Genomic DNA, 14,987 nt, shown 5'->3' on the forward strand with positions numbered 1-14,987 from the left:
AACCGGATCAACGTCAATGCCTACGAGGTGCCGCGGGAGATGCGCGAACGCCTCAAGCTCACCTACCCGGTCGAGCAGTTTCCCTACGGAGCCGCCGAGACCACCGAGAGCACCGACCTTGACCACGTCACGCCGTACGACTTCTCCGATACCGGGCCNCCGGGGCAGACCAGTATCGCGAACCTCGCCCCGCTGCGGCGCTACAGCCACCGGGTCAAGACGCTCGGCCAGTGGGCGGTCGAGCGCCTCGACGACGGCGCCCTGGAATGGACCACCCGGCACGGCTTCAAGTTCCGGGTCGACCACACCGGGACGCACGCGCTGGAACCCTAGGAAAATCACCTGAGGCCGGCAGGCAGCAGCACGCGATCGGCGTCCGGCGGAGCCCTCACGGGTAGCGGCAGGCCCATGCCGACCGCCGGGCCGGGTGTTACTGGTCGTAGACCTTGCGGAGGCGGTGGCTCATCGAGTTCTCGAGGTGGTCGGTCATGGCGGACTCGGCTGCGGTGGGGTCGCCGGAGGTGATGGCTTCGACGATCTGGCGGTGTTCGACCAGTACTTCGGGGCCGGTGTCGCGGTCGTAGTGGAGGCGGAAGATGTGCAGGTGGCAGTGGGTTCGCTGGAAAGCGAGCCGCACCTGCTCGCTCCCTGACAAGCCCGCGATCAGTGAGTGGAAGCGGTTGTCGTGTGCCGTGAGGGACTTGTAGCCGGCGTAGTCGACCGAGGTCGGCTCCACCGCCTTCGCGAGTTCGGCGCGAAGGCGGTCGCGGCCGGCATCGTCGATGAGTTCGGCTGCCCGTCGGGAAGCCCACGGCTCCAGTAGCAGCCGGAAGCGATAGAGATCATCGAACTCGGCCAAGCTCAGCAGCGGAGTCGCCCGGTACCCCTTGAGCGGCTCCTTGTCCGCCAGCCCCTCCGACTCCAGCCGCGCGAGCGCCTCGCGGACCGGCGTGGACGACACCTGGAAGTCCCGCGCCAGCCCGTCGATGGAGATCCGCGCGCCCGGCTGGATCGCGTGGTCCATCAGCATCGTCTTGATCGCCTCGTACACGTCGTCGGCCAGCATCTGCCGGCGCAGCAGCCGGCGATCCTGCGGCTCGAGTATCTGGTTCATCGGGCTCCCTTCTCCAGGGACTGGTCGTGCCCTTGACCCAGCCCGCGCAGTTCGGCAGGGTGGCACTGGTAATCATGCATCATGCACGATTCCAGCGCAGCCAGCCACCCGGAGGCGGAAACCTTGCTCAGGTTCGACGAGATCGGCGTACTGCCCGAGCCGGGCGACAACGTCGCCATCTCCTCGCGTCGCCTCGACGCGGGCACCGTGATCGACTTCGCCGGTACGCCGGTGCCGCTGCCGAACACCGTGCTCGAAGGCCACCGTTTGGTTGCCCGCCCGATCGCCACCGGCGAGCCGCTGCTGTCGTGGAACACCCCGTTCGCCCGAGCCCTCCGCGACCTCGAGGTCGGCGACTACGTCTGTACTCCGACCAGCCTCGCCGCCGTGTCGGCCAGGGGCATCGAAGGACTCCCTGCCGAGCCCAGTGCCAAGAACGAACCCCTCGACCCGTACGAACTCGACGAGTCGGCCCTCAATCTCGGTCAGCAGGTCACGTCGGTCGAGCAGCCCGGCACGTTCCTTGGCTACCCGCGAGAGCAAGGCCCGGCCGGCACGCGCAATCACGTCGTACTGATGGCGACGAGTTCTCGCAGCAGTGGTTTTGTCACCGAGCTCGCCAAGCGCTTCGACGGTGCTGAAGGGTTCGACGGCGTAGTACCGGTTGCTCATACCGAAGGCGGAGAGGACGGTACGCCGAACAACCTGCATTTCCTGCTGGCCACGTTGGCGGGGTTCGCGTTGAATCCCAACGTCGGGGCGGTGCTGATTGTCGAAACCGATGGCGAACTGGTGTCGGGGCAGGCGATCAAGGACTTCATGGCGGAGCAGGGTTATCCGCCGATTCGTGTTCCGCATGCGTACTTCACCCGGAAAGCTGGGTTCGAGGCGGACCTGACGGCTGCGGGCCGGTTGGTCGAGCCGTGGTTGCCGGTCGTTGCTGGGCAGGAGAGGCAGGAGGTTCCGCTCGCGGATCTCTGGATCGGCTTGCAGTGCGGTGGTTCTGATGCGTTCTCGGGGGTCAGTGCGAACCCGTTGTCGGGTGCTGTCGGGCGTGAGGTGATCCGGCACGGCGGCATCGCGGTACTGGCTGAGACCGATGAGCTGATCGGTGCCGAGGGCTACGTTCTCAAGAACGTCCGGGACTTGCCGACGGCCAGGAGATTTCTCCGGACGGTGCAGTCGTTCAAGGAACGGGTCGGCTGGCATGGGCATACGGCCGAGGGCAATCCGTCCGGTGGCAACGTATATCGCGGTCTCTACAACATCGTGCTCAAGTCCGTCGGGGCCGCGCGCAAGCTGGATCGCGATGTCCGGCTGGATCACGTGATCGACTACGCCGAACGGCTGCCCGGCCATGGGTTCGTCTTCATGGACAGCCCCGGCAATGATCTGGAGTCCGTCGCCGGCCAGGTCGCGAGCGGCTGCAACCTGATCTTCTTCACCACCGGGAACGGCTCGATCACCAACTTTCCGTTCGTGCCGACGATCAAGTTCGTCACCACGTCGACGCGGTACGAGCTGCTGCACGCCGAGATGGACGTCGACGCCGGCCGCTACCTGACCGGTACGCCGATGGACGACCTCACCGCCGAGACGTTCGATCTCACCGTCCGAGTCGCCTCAGGCGAACCCAGCGCAGGCGAACGCGCCGGCCACAGCCAGGTCTCCATCTGGCGCAACTGGCGCCAGAACGGCCCCCGCGAAGGCATCTCCATCACCCCCGACGGCCGCACTACCCGCAACCTCCTAGACCTCCCCGCCGAAGACCGAGACGCACCCCTCCCCGCCACCCCCCTCCCATTCACCACCCCCGCTTCTCTCGCCTTCGCGCCGTTAGGCGCGCTTCGCTTGCTGCGGGTGGACGATCGGGTCGTTCCCGAAGCAGTCGGCCTCATCCTCCCGACAAGCTTGTGTTCCGGGCAGATCGCTCTCCGACTAGCGGCACAAGCAGAACTGGAGCGATGGGCCGGCGACGCCGTCACGCGGATGGTCGCACTCCCGCACACCGAGGGATGCGGCTCCAGCGGCGGCGCCTCCGAGGAAACGTTCGCGCGTACGATGCTCGGCTACCTCCTCCACCCCAACACCCGCATGGCCCTCCTCCTTGAGCACGGCTGCGAGAAGACGCACAACGACTACTTCCGCGCCCGCCTCGTCGAGGCCGGCGCCGACCCGTCACGCTTCGGCTGGGCGAGCATCCAGGCCGACGGCGGACTCGACGCCGTCACCAACCGCGTCCGCGACTGGTTCGGCAGCTTCGACCTCCCCGCACCTGAAGAAACCCCGAGCACGATCGGCGAACTGACCATCGCCCTCGAAGCCCGCGGCCCACTCACCCCCGAGACCGCCGAGGCGCTGGCCCTGACCGGCCGCGAAATCGTCGCGGCCGGCGGCTCAGTCGTGCTCTCGTCCAGAGGCGCTCTCCTGGCCGACGAGACCTTCCGGTACGCCGCCTTCGGCTCGCCCGCCGCGGTAGGCCCGACGATTGCCCACGGTCAACGGTTCACTGCCAAGGGCTGGCACGTGATGCGGATGCCAGGCACCGACTGGATGGAGACCGTGACCGGCTACGGTGCAGGCGGCGTCCAGCAGGTGCTCGCACATGTTGCCAGCGGCACCTTGTCGGCCCAGCGGTTCGTCCCGGTGGTGGAGTTCAGCACAGACCCGGAGACAGTCGCGCAGTACGGTGACGACCTGGATGCAGTTGCCTCAGGCAATGCAGAGGATCAGGCAACGGTCGCGCTGGAAACCCTGGCAGCAGTGGCGAGCAGGCAGTTGGTCCCGAAGGCGGTTGCTTCCGGCAACGTCGGCTTCCAGATCACCCGCGGCCTGCTCGGCACCTCGATGTGACCTCGGCTCGAAAGGTGGAACCAATGCATTTGGTCCGGTACCAGCTCCCTGGACAACGGCCCCAGCCCGGCGTCCGAATCGGTGACACGGTGGCACCGGTTCAGGGGCTCACCAGTGTGGCGGAGCTCCTTCGCCTGAGCACGGAGGAGCTCCGCTCGGCAACCGGCCAGCTCGGCGACGGCGTACCGGTGTCCGAGGTGAAGCTCCTGCCGCCCCTCGACGGGCGCGGCGAGGTGTGGTGCGCCGGCGTCACGTACGAGCGGTCCCGCGGCGCGCGGATGGAGGAGAGCACCGAGCAGTCTGTCTACGACCGCGTGTACTCCGCCCCGCGTCCCGAGTTGTTCCCCAAGTCGCCAGCGTGGCGGCTCGTCACAGACGGCGAGCAGATCGGTATCCGCGACGACTCCGGCCACGACGTCCCCGAACCCGAGCTCGCGATCGTGGCGAACAGCCGCGGCGAGATCGTCGGCTTCACCGTCTGCAACGACGTCAGCTCCCGCTCGATCGAGGGCGAGAACCCGCTCTACATCCCGCAGGCGAAGGTCTTCGCCGGCGGCTGCGCGCTGGCCACCGGGATCCGCCCGGCTTGGGAGATCGAGGATGCGAAGAATCTCACCATCGACCTCGCGATCCGCCGCGACGGCGACGACGTGTTCACCGGTACGACGTCGACCAAGCAGCTGATCCGCGAGCTGCAGGACCTGATCGACGTCCTGTTCGCGCCCAACGAGTTCCCCGACGGCGTGATCCTCGCGACGGGGACCGGAATCGTGCCCGAACTGGACTTCGCGCTGCGGGCCGGCGACGAAGTGGCGATCTCGATCAGCGAGGTCGGCACGCTGACGAATACGGTGGCTATCGGCCGGGAACCATTTGCCTTCCTGGCAACGCAAACTCTGGAGGAGAACCGATGACCCCCGACACCACCCCAGCCGAGCTTGAGCAGGCTCTGAGCGACGCGGCGGCCGCAGCCGGGCCGCTGGCCGCGTCGGAGCCCGCAGTACGGGCCGACTGGATTCGTGCGACGGCTGATGCGCTGGATGCGGCCGTGGACGACCTGGTGCCGATCGCGATGCGTGAGACATCACTGCCCGAGGCCCGGCTGCGTGGCGAGGTCGCGCGGAGTAGCGGTCAGCTGCGGATGTTCGCCGACGCGCTCGCCGAGGGATCGTTGCTCGAGGTCACCATCGACACCGCCGACCCGGACGCCAAGCCGGTACCGCGGCCGGATCTGCGCCGGGTACTGGTACCGCTCGGGCCGGTGCTCGTGTTTGCCGCCAGCAACTTCCCGTTCGCGTTCAGTGTCTGTGGTGGCGACACCGCTTCGGCGCTCGCGGCCGGCTGCCCAGTGATCGTCAAGGCACACCCGGGTCACCCGGAGTTGTCGGTGCGGACAGCTGAGGTGATGATCGAGGCACTGCGAGTCGCTGGCGCACCGGCGGGGACGCTGGGATTGGTCCAGGGGTACGACGTCGGCGTGACCGCGTTGAAGGATCCGCGGATCACGGCCGCGGGGTTCACCGGTTCGGTGCCGGCCGGGAAGGCGTTGCACGAGATCGCGGTGACGCGGCCGGAGCCGATCCCGTTCTACGGCGAGCTCGGCAGCCTCAACCCGGTCTTCGTCACCCAGGCAGCAGTCGATGCCCGGGGCAACGAGATCGCGACCGGGTACGTCGGGTCGTTCACGCTCGGGGTCGGTCAGTTCTGCACCAAGCCCGGGCTGCTCTTCCTGCCGGCCGGCCACGGTCTGCAGGACCAGTTGATCGAGGCAACCGACGGGGTCGCGCAGGCGCCGATGCTGAACGACCGGATCGCGTCGGGCTTCTCGTCCGGGCTCGACCGGTTGCGCAAGGTCGACGGCATCCGGGTGCTGAGCGATGGCGGCGCGACACTGCTCGGTACGACGGTCGCCGAGTTGCTGGAGCGTCGCGAGGCGATCCTGGAGGAGTGCTTCGGCCCGGTGTCGATCGTCGTCGAGTACTCCTCGGTCGAGGAACTGACCGCCGCGGTCGAGGCCTTCGAGGGCAACCTGACCGCCACCCTGCACGCGGAGGAGGACGCGGACGCCGACCTGGCCCGCGCGCTCCTCCCGAAGCTGACCGAACGAGCCGGCCGAGTCCTCTGGAACGGCTGGTCCACCGGCGTCGCCGTCTCCTGGGCCCAGCACCACGGCGGCCCGTTCCCGTCGACAGTCGGCTCGATCCACACCAGCGTCGGCGTCACCGCCGCCCGCCGCTTCCAACGCCCCGTCACCTACCAGAACACCCCCGACACCGTCCTCCCCGCCGTCCTGCAAAACACCAACCCCGCAGGCATCCCCCGCCGAATCAACGGAACGATCACCACCGCCGAAGTTCCTCGATGACCACCCCACCGACCGCCCTCACCGCGGAGGTTTCCCCATGAGCGACAACCCGAGCGACCCCACCCCATCCACACCCGCAGACGCCGGCGCGGGCGGCGAGCCGACTCTCGAGAAGACCGGCCGCCCGGAGGGCGCTTCGCCAAGCACGGAGGGCGCGTCCACTCCGCCTTCCCCAACCCCCGCCGCCGCAGGCGGCGGGACCGGGCGGCGGAGCTTTGATCACTGGTTCGGGGAGAAGGATCGGAACGGGTTCATCCACCGGTCCTGGATGCGGGCTCAGGGGTTCTCCGACGAGGTGTTCGACGGGCGGCCGGTGATCGGGATCTGTAACACCTGGTCCGAGCTCACTCCCTGCAACGCGCACCTGCGCCGCCTCGCGGAGTCGGTCAAGCGCGGCGTCTGGCAAGCGGGCGGATTTCCGCTGGAGTTCCCGGTGATGTCGCTCGGCGAGACGATGTTGCGCCCCACCGCGATGCTCTTCCGCAACCTGCTCAGCATGGACGTCGAGGAGTCCCTCCGCGGCAACCCGATCGACGGCGCGATCCTGCTGACCGGCTGCGACAAGACCACCCCCGGCTCCATCATGGGCGCCGCCTCGGTCGACCTGCCGACGCTGGTGGTGACCGGCGGCCCCATGCTCAACGGCAAGTTCCGCGGCTGCGACATCGGCTCCGGTACTGCGGTCTGGCGGTTCACCCAGGACGTCAACGCCGGCCGGATGACGCAGGAGGACTACGCCGCCGCCGAATCCGGCATGTCCCGCAGCAACGGCCACTGCATGACGATGGGTACGGCGTCCACGATGGCCTGCATGGCCGAAGCGCTCGGTCTCCAGTTGACCGGCTCGGCCGCGATCCCCGCCGTCGACTCCCGCCGCTACGCGATCGCCCAGCAGGCCGGCCAGCGGATCGTCCAGATGGTCGAGGAAGACCTCAAGCCGAGCGACATCCTGACCCGCGACGCGTTCGCGAACGCAGTACGGGCCAACGCCGCGATCGGCGGTTCCACCAACGCCGTGATCCACCTGCTCGCGATCGCGGGCCGCGCCGGCGTCGACCTCACCCTGGACGACATGGACGAGTGGGCCCGCGGCGTACCGTGGCTCGTCGACCTGCAGCCGTCGGGCAAGTACCTGATGGAGGACTTCTACTACGCGGGCGGCCTGCCGGCGGTGATGCGTGAGATCCTCCCGCTGCTGAAGGCCGACGCGATCACCGTGACGGGCAAGACGATCGGCGAGAATGTCGCGAACACGGAGCGCACGGTCGACACGGACGTGATCCGTGCCGTCGGTGATCCGCTCGGCAGCGGCGCCGGAACCGCAGTACTGAAAGGGAATCTGGCCCCGGACGGTGCCGTGGTCAAGCAATCCGCGGCGTCCGAGCGATTGTTGCAGCATCGCGGTAAAGCCCTCGTGTTCAGCAGCATCGAGGAGTACGACCTGGCCGTCGACGACCCGGACCTCGACGTCGACGCCGACACCGTGCTCGTCCTCCAGAACGCCGGTCCCCGCGGCTATCCCGGCATGCCCGAGGTCGGCAACATGACGATCCCGCGCAAGCTCGCCGAACAAGGTGTCGAGGACATGGTCCGGATCTCGGACGCCCGGATGAGCGGTACGGCGTACGGGACCGTGGTCCTGCACGTCGCGCCCGAGGCGGCCGTCGGTGGTCCGCTCGCCCTGGTCCGGACGGGTGACTGGATCGAGCTCGACGTACCGGCGCGGACCTTGCATCTGGACGTCTCCGAGGAGGAACTGGCCAAGCGCCGCGCGGACTGGCAGGCTCCACCCGCGCCGACCGATCGCGGTTGGGCCCGCCTCTACGTCGACCATGTCACCCAGGCCAACCAAGGCTGCGATCTCGACTTCCTCGTCGGTCGCAGCGGCTCGGCCGTAGCCCGCCAGAGTCACTGATGTCGGGCGGCGTTCCGTCTGCTGGCGGGCCGTGGGGGCCTTTCGAGGCAATCCGCGGCCTGCGACCCGCGGGTGCCCTCCCGCAGGTCACTCCCATCCGCAGCCTGCTCCACGATGTCCCCACCGAGCAGGACCCGTACTCCGCTGCGCAGGCCGCCCTGGCACCGTTGGCCGCGGCAATCAAACCCGGAGCACGCATCGCGGTGACGGCGGGCAGCCGTGGCATCCACGACCTGGTGACCGTCGTCCGTGCGACTGTCGACTGGCTGCGAACGGCCGGCGCGGAGCCGTTCGTAGTACCGGCGATGGGATCGCATGGTGGTGCGACCGCCGAAGGTCAGCGGGAAATGCTTGCTGGGTTGGGGGTGACGCCCGAGTCCGTCGGTTGCCCGATCGAGGCGACCATGGAGACGGTTGTCCTCGGCAACTTGCCGGACGGGACTCCGGTGCATCACGACGCACTGGCGGCCAAGGCTGACGGGGTGCTGCTGATCAACCGGGTGAAACCGCATACGGACTTCCATGGACCGGTCGAGAGCGGGCTGGGGAAGATCCTGGCGATCGGGCTCGGCAATCATCAAGGCGCGGCCGCCCTGCATGCCGGCGGAATTCCGTTGCTCGGGTCATCCATCGAGGCAGCGGCCCGGATGGTGATTGCTTCCGGCAAGATCCTGGGTGGGCTCGCGATTCTCGAGAACGCCTATGAACAGACCGCCGCCGTCGCGCTGGTTGGTGCCGAAGGCATCGCGGGTGTAGCGGAGAACGCCTTGCTGGCGAGGGCTGGGAGTCTGATGGCGCGGTTGCCGTTCGACTCGCTCGACGTGCTCGTGGTGGACGAGATGGGCAAGGACAAGTCGGGTACGGGGATGGACACGAACGTGCTCGGGCGATGCTGGGTGCACGGCATTCCCGAGTTCGAGTCGCCGTCGATCGCCGCGGTGAGCGTGCATCGCTTGTCGGAGGCGTCGCACGGGAACGCGTCGGGGCTCGGGTTGGCGGACGTGATTCCGGCGTCGATGCTCGAGCAGATCGACCTGCGGGCGAGCTATGTGAACGCGTTGACCTCGGGCTCCGGGGGAGCGCGGCGATCCCGGTTGCCGATGGTGCTGGAGGACGACGCGGCCGCGGTACTGGGTGCGGTGACGATGAGCGGACGGCGGGACTGGTCCGAGTTGAGACTCGCCCGGATCAAGGACACCTTGTCGCCGAACGAGTTGATGGTGACGCCGGCGCTGCTGGCCGAGGTGGTGGACCGGTTCGATCTGGAGATCACCGGGACCGCCCGGGAACTGACCGATGCGACGGGATCGCTGACTGGCTGGGGAGAACGATGAACCTGCGGGAAGCCCATGCGCTACTGGCCGACCGGGGCCTGGTCACCCCGGCTCGGGACTTCGCCTCGACGCGGCGGTTCGGCGACGGGGCGCAGTACAAGGTGGAGATTCCGAGTTGTGAGGGTCCGGCCGTGATGCGGACCGTGCTCGACGAGGCGTCGGCGCGCGGCGTCACGGTGCATCGCGTCTCGCAGGGCAGCGGCGTGATGATGCTGACCGACGGTGAGATCGACGAGATGCTTGTCCTCGGCGCCGACCACGATGTCGAGGTCTGCCTCTTCCTCGGACCGCGCGGCGCTTGGGACACGGGCGGTCAGGCCAAGGTCTCGGCCGCCGTCGGTGGTGTTGCTCGCGGCAACGACATGGTTGCCGCGTCGCTGTGTGACGCGTATCGGGCGGTTGAGCTCGGCGTACGGAGTCTGCTGGTCGGCGATCTGGGCGTGCTGGAGTTGCTCGGCCTGCTGAAGAAGGAAGGCGAGCTGCCGGCCGATCTGGTGCTGAAGACCTCGGTGCTGATGCCGTTGCCCAACGCATCGACCGCAGCGCTGTACGAACGGCTGGGTGCGACCAGCCTGAACGTGTCGACTGATCTCCCGATCAGCGTGCTCGCCGAGATCCGGTCGGTGACGACTGTGCCGATCGACATGTACATCGAGGTACCGGACGATCAGGGCGGTCATGTGCGGTTCTACGACGTGCCCGACGTGGTGCGGGTCGCGGCGCCGGTCTACCTGAAGATGGGACTGCGCAACGCGCCGAACATCTACCCGGCCGGCGCTCACCTGGCCGCGACGTCTGAGGCGCTCGGGCGTGAACGCGTCCGTCGCGCTGAGCTGGTCTTGCGACTGCTGGCCGAACAGGATGAGGAATGAGCTCCGACTTGCTGGTCGCGCGGTTGCGGGCCTCGCTGGGGGAGAAGGGGGTCGTCACCGACCCCGACGTACTGGACAGCCATCGCAACGATCACGCGACCTTCTGCAAGGCCGGAGTACCGCTCGTTCTGGTGCGGCCCGCGTCCACCGCAGAGGTGCAGGAGGTACTGCGGGCCGCGGGGGAGTACGGCGTACCGGTGGTGACGCAGGGCGCGCGGACTGGGTTGTCTGGTGCTGCGAATGCGCTCGACGGGTGTCTGTTGCTGTCGACCTCGCGGCTGAACCAGATCCTGGAGATCTCGGTTGAGGACCAAGTCGCGGTCGTGCAGCCGGGGGTCGTGAACTCCGAGTTGTCGCGCGCCGTTTTGGACCAAGGGCTCTTCTATCCACCGGATCCGTCGTCCTGGGAGATGTCAACGATCGGTGGCAACATCGCGACCAACGCGGGCGGGTTGTGCTGTGTGAAGTACGGCGTGACCGGCGACTTCGTTCGTGGTCTGGAAGTGGTGCTCGCATCCGGCGAGGTGGTGCGTACCGGGCGGCGGACCGTGAAAGGTGTCGCGGGCTACGACCTGACACGGCTGATCGTGGGCTCGGAAGGAACGCTGGGTGTCGTCACCGAGGCGACGCTTGCGTTGCGGCCGGCTCCTGAGGCGGCGCTGACCGCGGCCGCCACCTTCCTGACGATCGAGGACGGGATCGCCGCGGCGGCTGCTGTGATGGCGTCGGGGTTGCGCCCCTCGTTGCTGGAGTTTCTCGACGGGCCGACGGCTCGGGCGATCCAGGACTATCGAGACATGGGGTTGCCCGCCGATGTGGGCTCGCTGTTGATCGCGCAGTCGGATCGCGGTCCTCGAGCGGCTGAGGACGTAGCTCAGATCGCCCGCATCTGCACGGCTTTCGGGGCAGTCGAGGTGGCTGAGGCCTCCGATGCGGAGGAGTCGCGGATGTTGCTGGAGGCCCGTCGCCTGGTGAACGCGGCGCTCGAGCCGCTCGGCGTGACGCTGGTCGACGACGTCGCAGTACCGCGCAGCAAGCTGGTGGCTCTGCTGAAAGGGGTCGCGGAGATCGGTACGAAGTACGACGTGCTGATCTGTTGCCCAGGGCACGTAGGTGACGGCAACATGCACCCGACCGTGGTCTTCGACCGCGACGACGCGGCAGCCGAAGCTCGGGCTCTGGAAGCCTTCGGCGAAGTGATGAACCTCGGCCTGGCCCTCGGCGGCACGATCACCGGCGAACACGGCATCGGAACGCTCAAGGCCCGCTGGCTGGAACAGGAACTCGGCCCCGTCGGCCTCGACCTGCACCGCCGGATCAAACAGGTCTTCGATCCCCAAAACCTGCTGAACCCCGGCAAGGTGCTACTGGACGACGCTGGCTGAGAACGGCATCGCACCACGGCGTGAAGGATTTTTGCCGCTCCGTGGCAACTATCCTTCACGCGAGTCTCCCTGCCTGGAGTCGAACCAGGGACCCAGCCTTCGGAGGGCCGGGCGTGCATCCGTCACCAGAGAGCTTCCCGGGTACGCCGCCGCGCTGGCTCGACGTACCCGGAAGCTGTCACTCGTCGACTGAGACGACACGCACCCAGTCGGAGCAGTCGCCTTCACACCACACGTGATCGCCCGAGCGGGCGATCCGATCGCGCTGAACATGCCCACAGGCAAGCTGCACGCGCCGCAGGGCGTGACCCTGCCGGACCGGAGCACCGGTCCTACCGCCAGGAATCTTCTTCCGCTTGTTTCTGAGATCGGCCATGGCCGGTCCTCCTTTCTTGCTGATTGATGAATGGAGTGCAGGAGACCGGATTCGAACCGGCGACCTTCCGGCTGAGAACCGGACGTCCTACCCACTAGACCAACGGGGCTTGCTGTGTGCACGTGCGATCCGGCGCACGGTAAGGCGCCGGATACGGTCGGTGGTCTTCGGCGCCAGGTGTTGACTCGTTGCCTTGGGCAGGCAGACCATCCGAAAAGGAGGGGACATCATGGAAATCCATCGGATCGGACGCGACGCAGTTGTTCTGAACGATCAGCTCGAGGTGCCGGGGCTCGGCTTCCTGGCGGTGAATGCCTTTGTCCTGCAGGCGGCTGAGCCGGTCGTCGTCGATACCGGGCTCAGCCTTCCCGACCGGAACTTCGTGGAGGTGCTCGGCTCGGTGGTCGACCCGGCCGACGTGCGCTGGATCTGGCTGACGCACCCGGACCGCGACCACACCGGCGGGCTCTTCGATCTGCTCGAAGCCGCTCCACAGGCGCGAGTGATTACGACCTTCGTCGGCGCGGGCATCCTCTCGACCCAGCGGCCGTTGCCGTTGGACCGGGTCTATCTGCTCAACCCCGGCCAGTCGCTGGACGTCGGCGATCGCACGCTGACAGGCTTCCGCCCACCCCTGTACGACAGTCCCGCGACCGTAGGCTTCTACGACGACCGATCGCAGATCTGCTTCAGCTCCGACTGTTTCGGCGCTCCTCTGCCGACCAGTGAGCTGGCTGGCGGCAGTGAGGTCAGGGACGTTCCGCGAGATGCGCTCCGCGCCGGCCAGTTGCTCTGGGCCACGCTCGACAGCCCGTGGGTGCACAACGTGGATCAGATGAGGTTCCTCGGCACCGTCGATCCTGTACGCGCCATGGATCCGTCGTTCATCCTCAGCACGCACCTGCCACCCGCCGCCGGGCAGACCGCGGAGTTCCTCGACATGCTCACCATCGCGCCGACCTCCGATCCGTTCATCGGCCCCGACCAGCACGCGCTGGAGGAGATGCTCGCCAGCTTCGAGCCCGCCAGCAGCGCGTAGTACGACAAGTTCGCGGTGAGGGCGAGATTCGAACTCGCGGACCAGCCAGCGGCCGATCGACGGTTTAGCAAACCGCTGCCCCTGCCATCAGGCGGACCTCACCTCGACCCGGCCGCCGTCTCCCCTGACGACGGCGGCCGAGACCCACCGAGGCTGTGGACAACCCAAGCTCCAGCCAGCCCCTCGCTTGTACGCTTAGTTATGAAGGAAGATGCGCACGACGGGCCACGCACACCGCCCCGACGGCATCAACCCTTGACGCAGATGACCTGCTTGAGGTGGGCGACGACCTCGACCAGGTCCGACTGGGCGGCGATGACCGACTCGATGTCCTTGTACGCCGCCGGCAGTTCGTCCAGCACGCCGGCGTCCTTGCGGGACTCCACCCCGGCGGTCTGGGCGATCAGGTCGTCGACCGTGTAGCGGCGCTTCGCCTCGTTGCGGCTCATCCGCCGGCCTGCCCCGTGCGAGGCCGAGTAGAAGGACTGCTCCGAGCCGAGCCCGCGAACGACGTACGAGCCGGTTCCCATCGAACCCGGGATCAGCCCGAGATCACCGGCCCCCGCCCGGATCGCGCCCTTGCGGGTGACGAGCAGGTCGAGCCCGTCGATCGTCTCCTCGGCCACGTAGTTGTGGTGGCACGAGATCGGCTTCTCGAAGGTGATCTGCTGCTCGAACGACTCCCGCACCGCCTGCATCACCAGGGCGAGCATGACCGCGCGGTTGCGCGAGGCGTACTCCTGCGCCCAGGTGAGGTCCTGGCGATAAGCGTCCATCTCCGGCGTACCGGCCAGGAACACCGCCAGATCGCGGTCCGGCAGATCGGCGTTGTGCGGCATCGCCTTCGCGATCCGCATGTGCCGCTCGGCCAGCTCCTTGCCGATGTTGCGCGAGCCCGAGTGCAGCATCAGCCAGACCCGGTCATCGTCATCGAGGCAGACCTCGATGAAGTGGTTGCCGCCACCCAGCGAACCCATCTGCTGGTGCGCCTTCTTCTCCCGGTCCTGTACTCCGTCGTGCAGGCTGGTGAACGATCCCCAGAACCGGTCCCAGCCACGATCGAGCCCGAGCTTCCGCACGCTGACCGGGTACTCATGCGCCCGGAAACCGACCGGTACTGCGGCCTCGATCCGCGACCGGATCTCCGCCAGGTCATCCGGCAGATCCGAAGCGGTCAACGACGTGAGCACACCCTCCATGCCACACCCGATGTCCACCCCGACCGCGGCCGGCGACACCGCCTGGTACATCGCGATCACCGAGCCGACGGTCGCACCCTTGCCCAGGTGCACATCCGGCATCACCCGGACGCCGTACACCCACGGCAGCGCCGCGATGTTCCGCAACTGCTGCAGCGCCTGCGCCCCGACCTCATGCTCCTGAGCCCACATCAGAGTGGAGCTCTTGGCCCCACTCAGCTCGACGGGGTACTGAACGTTCATCTCCCCACTCCTTTGTCTGGTTGCGGTGAGCCTGGGATTTGAACCCAGACATCCTGTGAAGGATCGGCCGTTTTCGAGACGGCTGCCGGTAGGCCTACGCTCGGCTTAGCTCACCTCGCGTGGAGATCCCGGGTGTCGAACCCGGTGAAGCGACCGTGCGAGGGTCACTCGCGTGCCGACGCGATCCCCGTACTGCGCTGGCGTACGCAGTACCAGCTGCCAGGGCAGGGCTCGAACCTGCGGGACCTCGGGTCAGAACCGAGGGTGGGATTCCATCACCCACCTGGCATCG

Annotated in this window: 10 protein-coding genes and 3 tRNA genes; 8 read left to right on the top strand and 5 right to left on the bottom strand. The window is 67.6% G+C overall.

All coding sequences use genetic code 11. From position 1 onward, the window contains the following. Window positions 1–430 precede the first annotated feature (430 nt). On the bottom strand, window positions 431–1,114 hold the full coding sequence (locus A3ES_RS0102155) for a GntR family transcriptional regulator (RefSeq protein WP_020385127.1): 684 nt from the start codon (window positions 1,112–1,114) through the stop codon (window positions 431–433). Between the two features lie 81 nt (window positions 1,115–1,195). On the opposite strand from A3ES_RS0102155, the gene A3ES_RS0102160 reads away from it, so the two are divergent. The 7 genes from A3ES_RS0102160 (at window position 1,196) to A3ES_RS0102190 (ending at window position 11,838) form a co-directional block, all read left to right on the top strand. Then, entirely contained in the window at window positions 1,196–3,967 is a 2,772-nt protein-coding gene (locus A3ES_RS0102160; RefSeq protein WP_020385128.1) for a UxaA family hydrolase, read from the top strand. A gap of 116 nt (window positions 3,968–4,083) precedes the next feature. After that, window positions 4,084–4,881: a fumarylacetoacetate hydrolase family protein gene (locus A3ES_RS0102165; RefSeq protein WP_237744835.1), complete on the top strand. Its 798-nt coding sequence runs from the start codon at window positions 4,084–4,086 to the stop codon at window positions 4,879–4,881. Beyond that, on the top strand, window positions 4,878–6,332 hold the full coding sequence (locus tag A3ES_RS0102170; protein WP_020385130.1) for an aldehyde dehydrogenase (NADP(+)): 1,455 nt from the start codon (window positions 4,878–4,880) through the stop codon (window positions 6,330–6,332). The genes A3ES_RS0102165 and A3ES_RS0102170 overlap by 4 nt, the downstream gene beginning before the upstream one ends. Before the next feature lie 37 nt (window positions 6,333–6,369). Next, entirely contained in the window at window positions 6,370–8,247 is a 1,878-nt protein-coding gene (locus A3ES_RS0102175; protein ID WP_020385131.1) for an IlvD/Edd family dehydratase, read from the top strand. Then, a complete protein-coding gene (locus A3ES_RS0102180) occupies window positions 8,247–9,581 on the top strand; it encodes a nickel pincer cofactor-dependent isomerase, group 22 (protein WP_020385132.1) in 1,335 nt (444 codons plus the stop codon). The genes A3ES_RS0102175 and A3ES_RS0102180 overlap by 1 nt, the downstream gene beginning before the upstream one ends. Then, window positions 9,578–10,453, top strand: coding sequence for a U32 family peptidase (locus tag A3ES_RS0102185; RefSeq protein WP_020385133.1), 876 nt, complete (start codon window positions 9,578–9,580; stop codon window positions 10,451–10,453). The genes A3ES_RS0102180 and A3ES_RS0102185 overlap by 4 nt, the downstream gene beginning before the upstream one ends. Continuing rightward, entirely contained in the window at window positions 10,450–11,838 is a 1,389-nt protein-coding gene (locus A3ES_RS0102190) for an FAD-binding oxidoreductase (RefSeq protein WP_020385134.1), read from the top strand. The genes A3ES_RS0102185 and A3ES_RS0102190 overlap by 4 nt, the downstream gene beginning before the upstream one ends. 407 nt (window positions 11,839–12,245) lie before the next feature. Here A3ES_RS0102190 and A3ES_RS53675 read toward each other — a convergent pair. Beyond that, a tRNA-Glu gene (locus tag A3ES_RS53675) sits at window positions 12,246–12,318 on the bottom strand. 125 nt (window positions 12,319–12,443) lie between these two features. Here A3ES_RS53675 and A3ES_RS0102200 point away from each other — a divergent pair. Continuing rightward, on the top strand, window positions 12,444–13,253 hold the full coding sequence (locus A3ES_RS0102200; RefSeq protein WP_020385136.1) for an MBL fold metallo-hydrolase: 810 nt from the start codon (window positions 12,444–12,446) through the stop codon (window positions 13,251–13,253). 13 nt (window positions 13,254–13,266) lie between these two features. Here the strand turns inward: A3ES_RS0102200 and A3ES_RS0102205 are convergent. The 3 genes from A3ES_RS0102205 to A3ES_RS53680 form a co-directional block, all read right to left on the bottom strand. Then, window positions 13,267–13,356, bottom strand: a tRNA-Ser gene (locus tag A3ES_RS0102205). Window positions 13,357–13,501: 145 nt separating this feature from the next. Continuing rightward, entirely contained in the window at window positions 13,502–14,695 is a 1,194-nt protein-coding gene (locus tag A3ES_RS0102210) for an RtcB family protein (protein WP_020385137.1), read from the bottom strand. Window positions 14,696–14,911: 216 nt separating this feature from the next. After that, window positions 14,912–14,984 (bottom strand) — tRNA-Gln (locus A3ES_RS53680). Between the last annotated feature and the right edge of the window lie 3 nt (window positions 14,985–14,987).

Source organism: Kribbella catacumbae DSM 19601, from assembly GCF_000372465.1.
GTDB lineage: Bacteria > Actinomycetota > Actinomycetes > Propionibacteriales > Kribbellaceae > Kribbella > Kribbella catacumbae.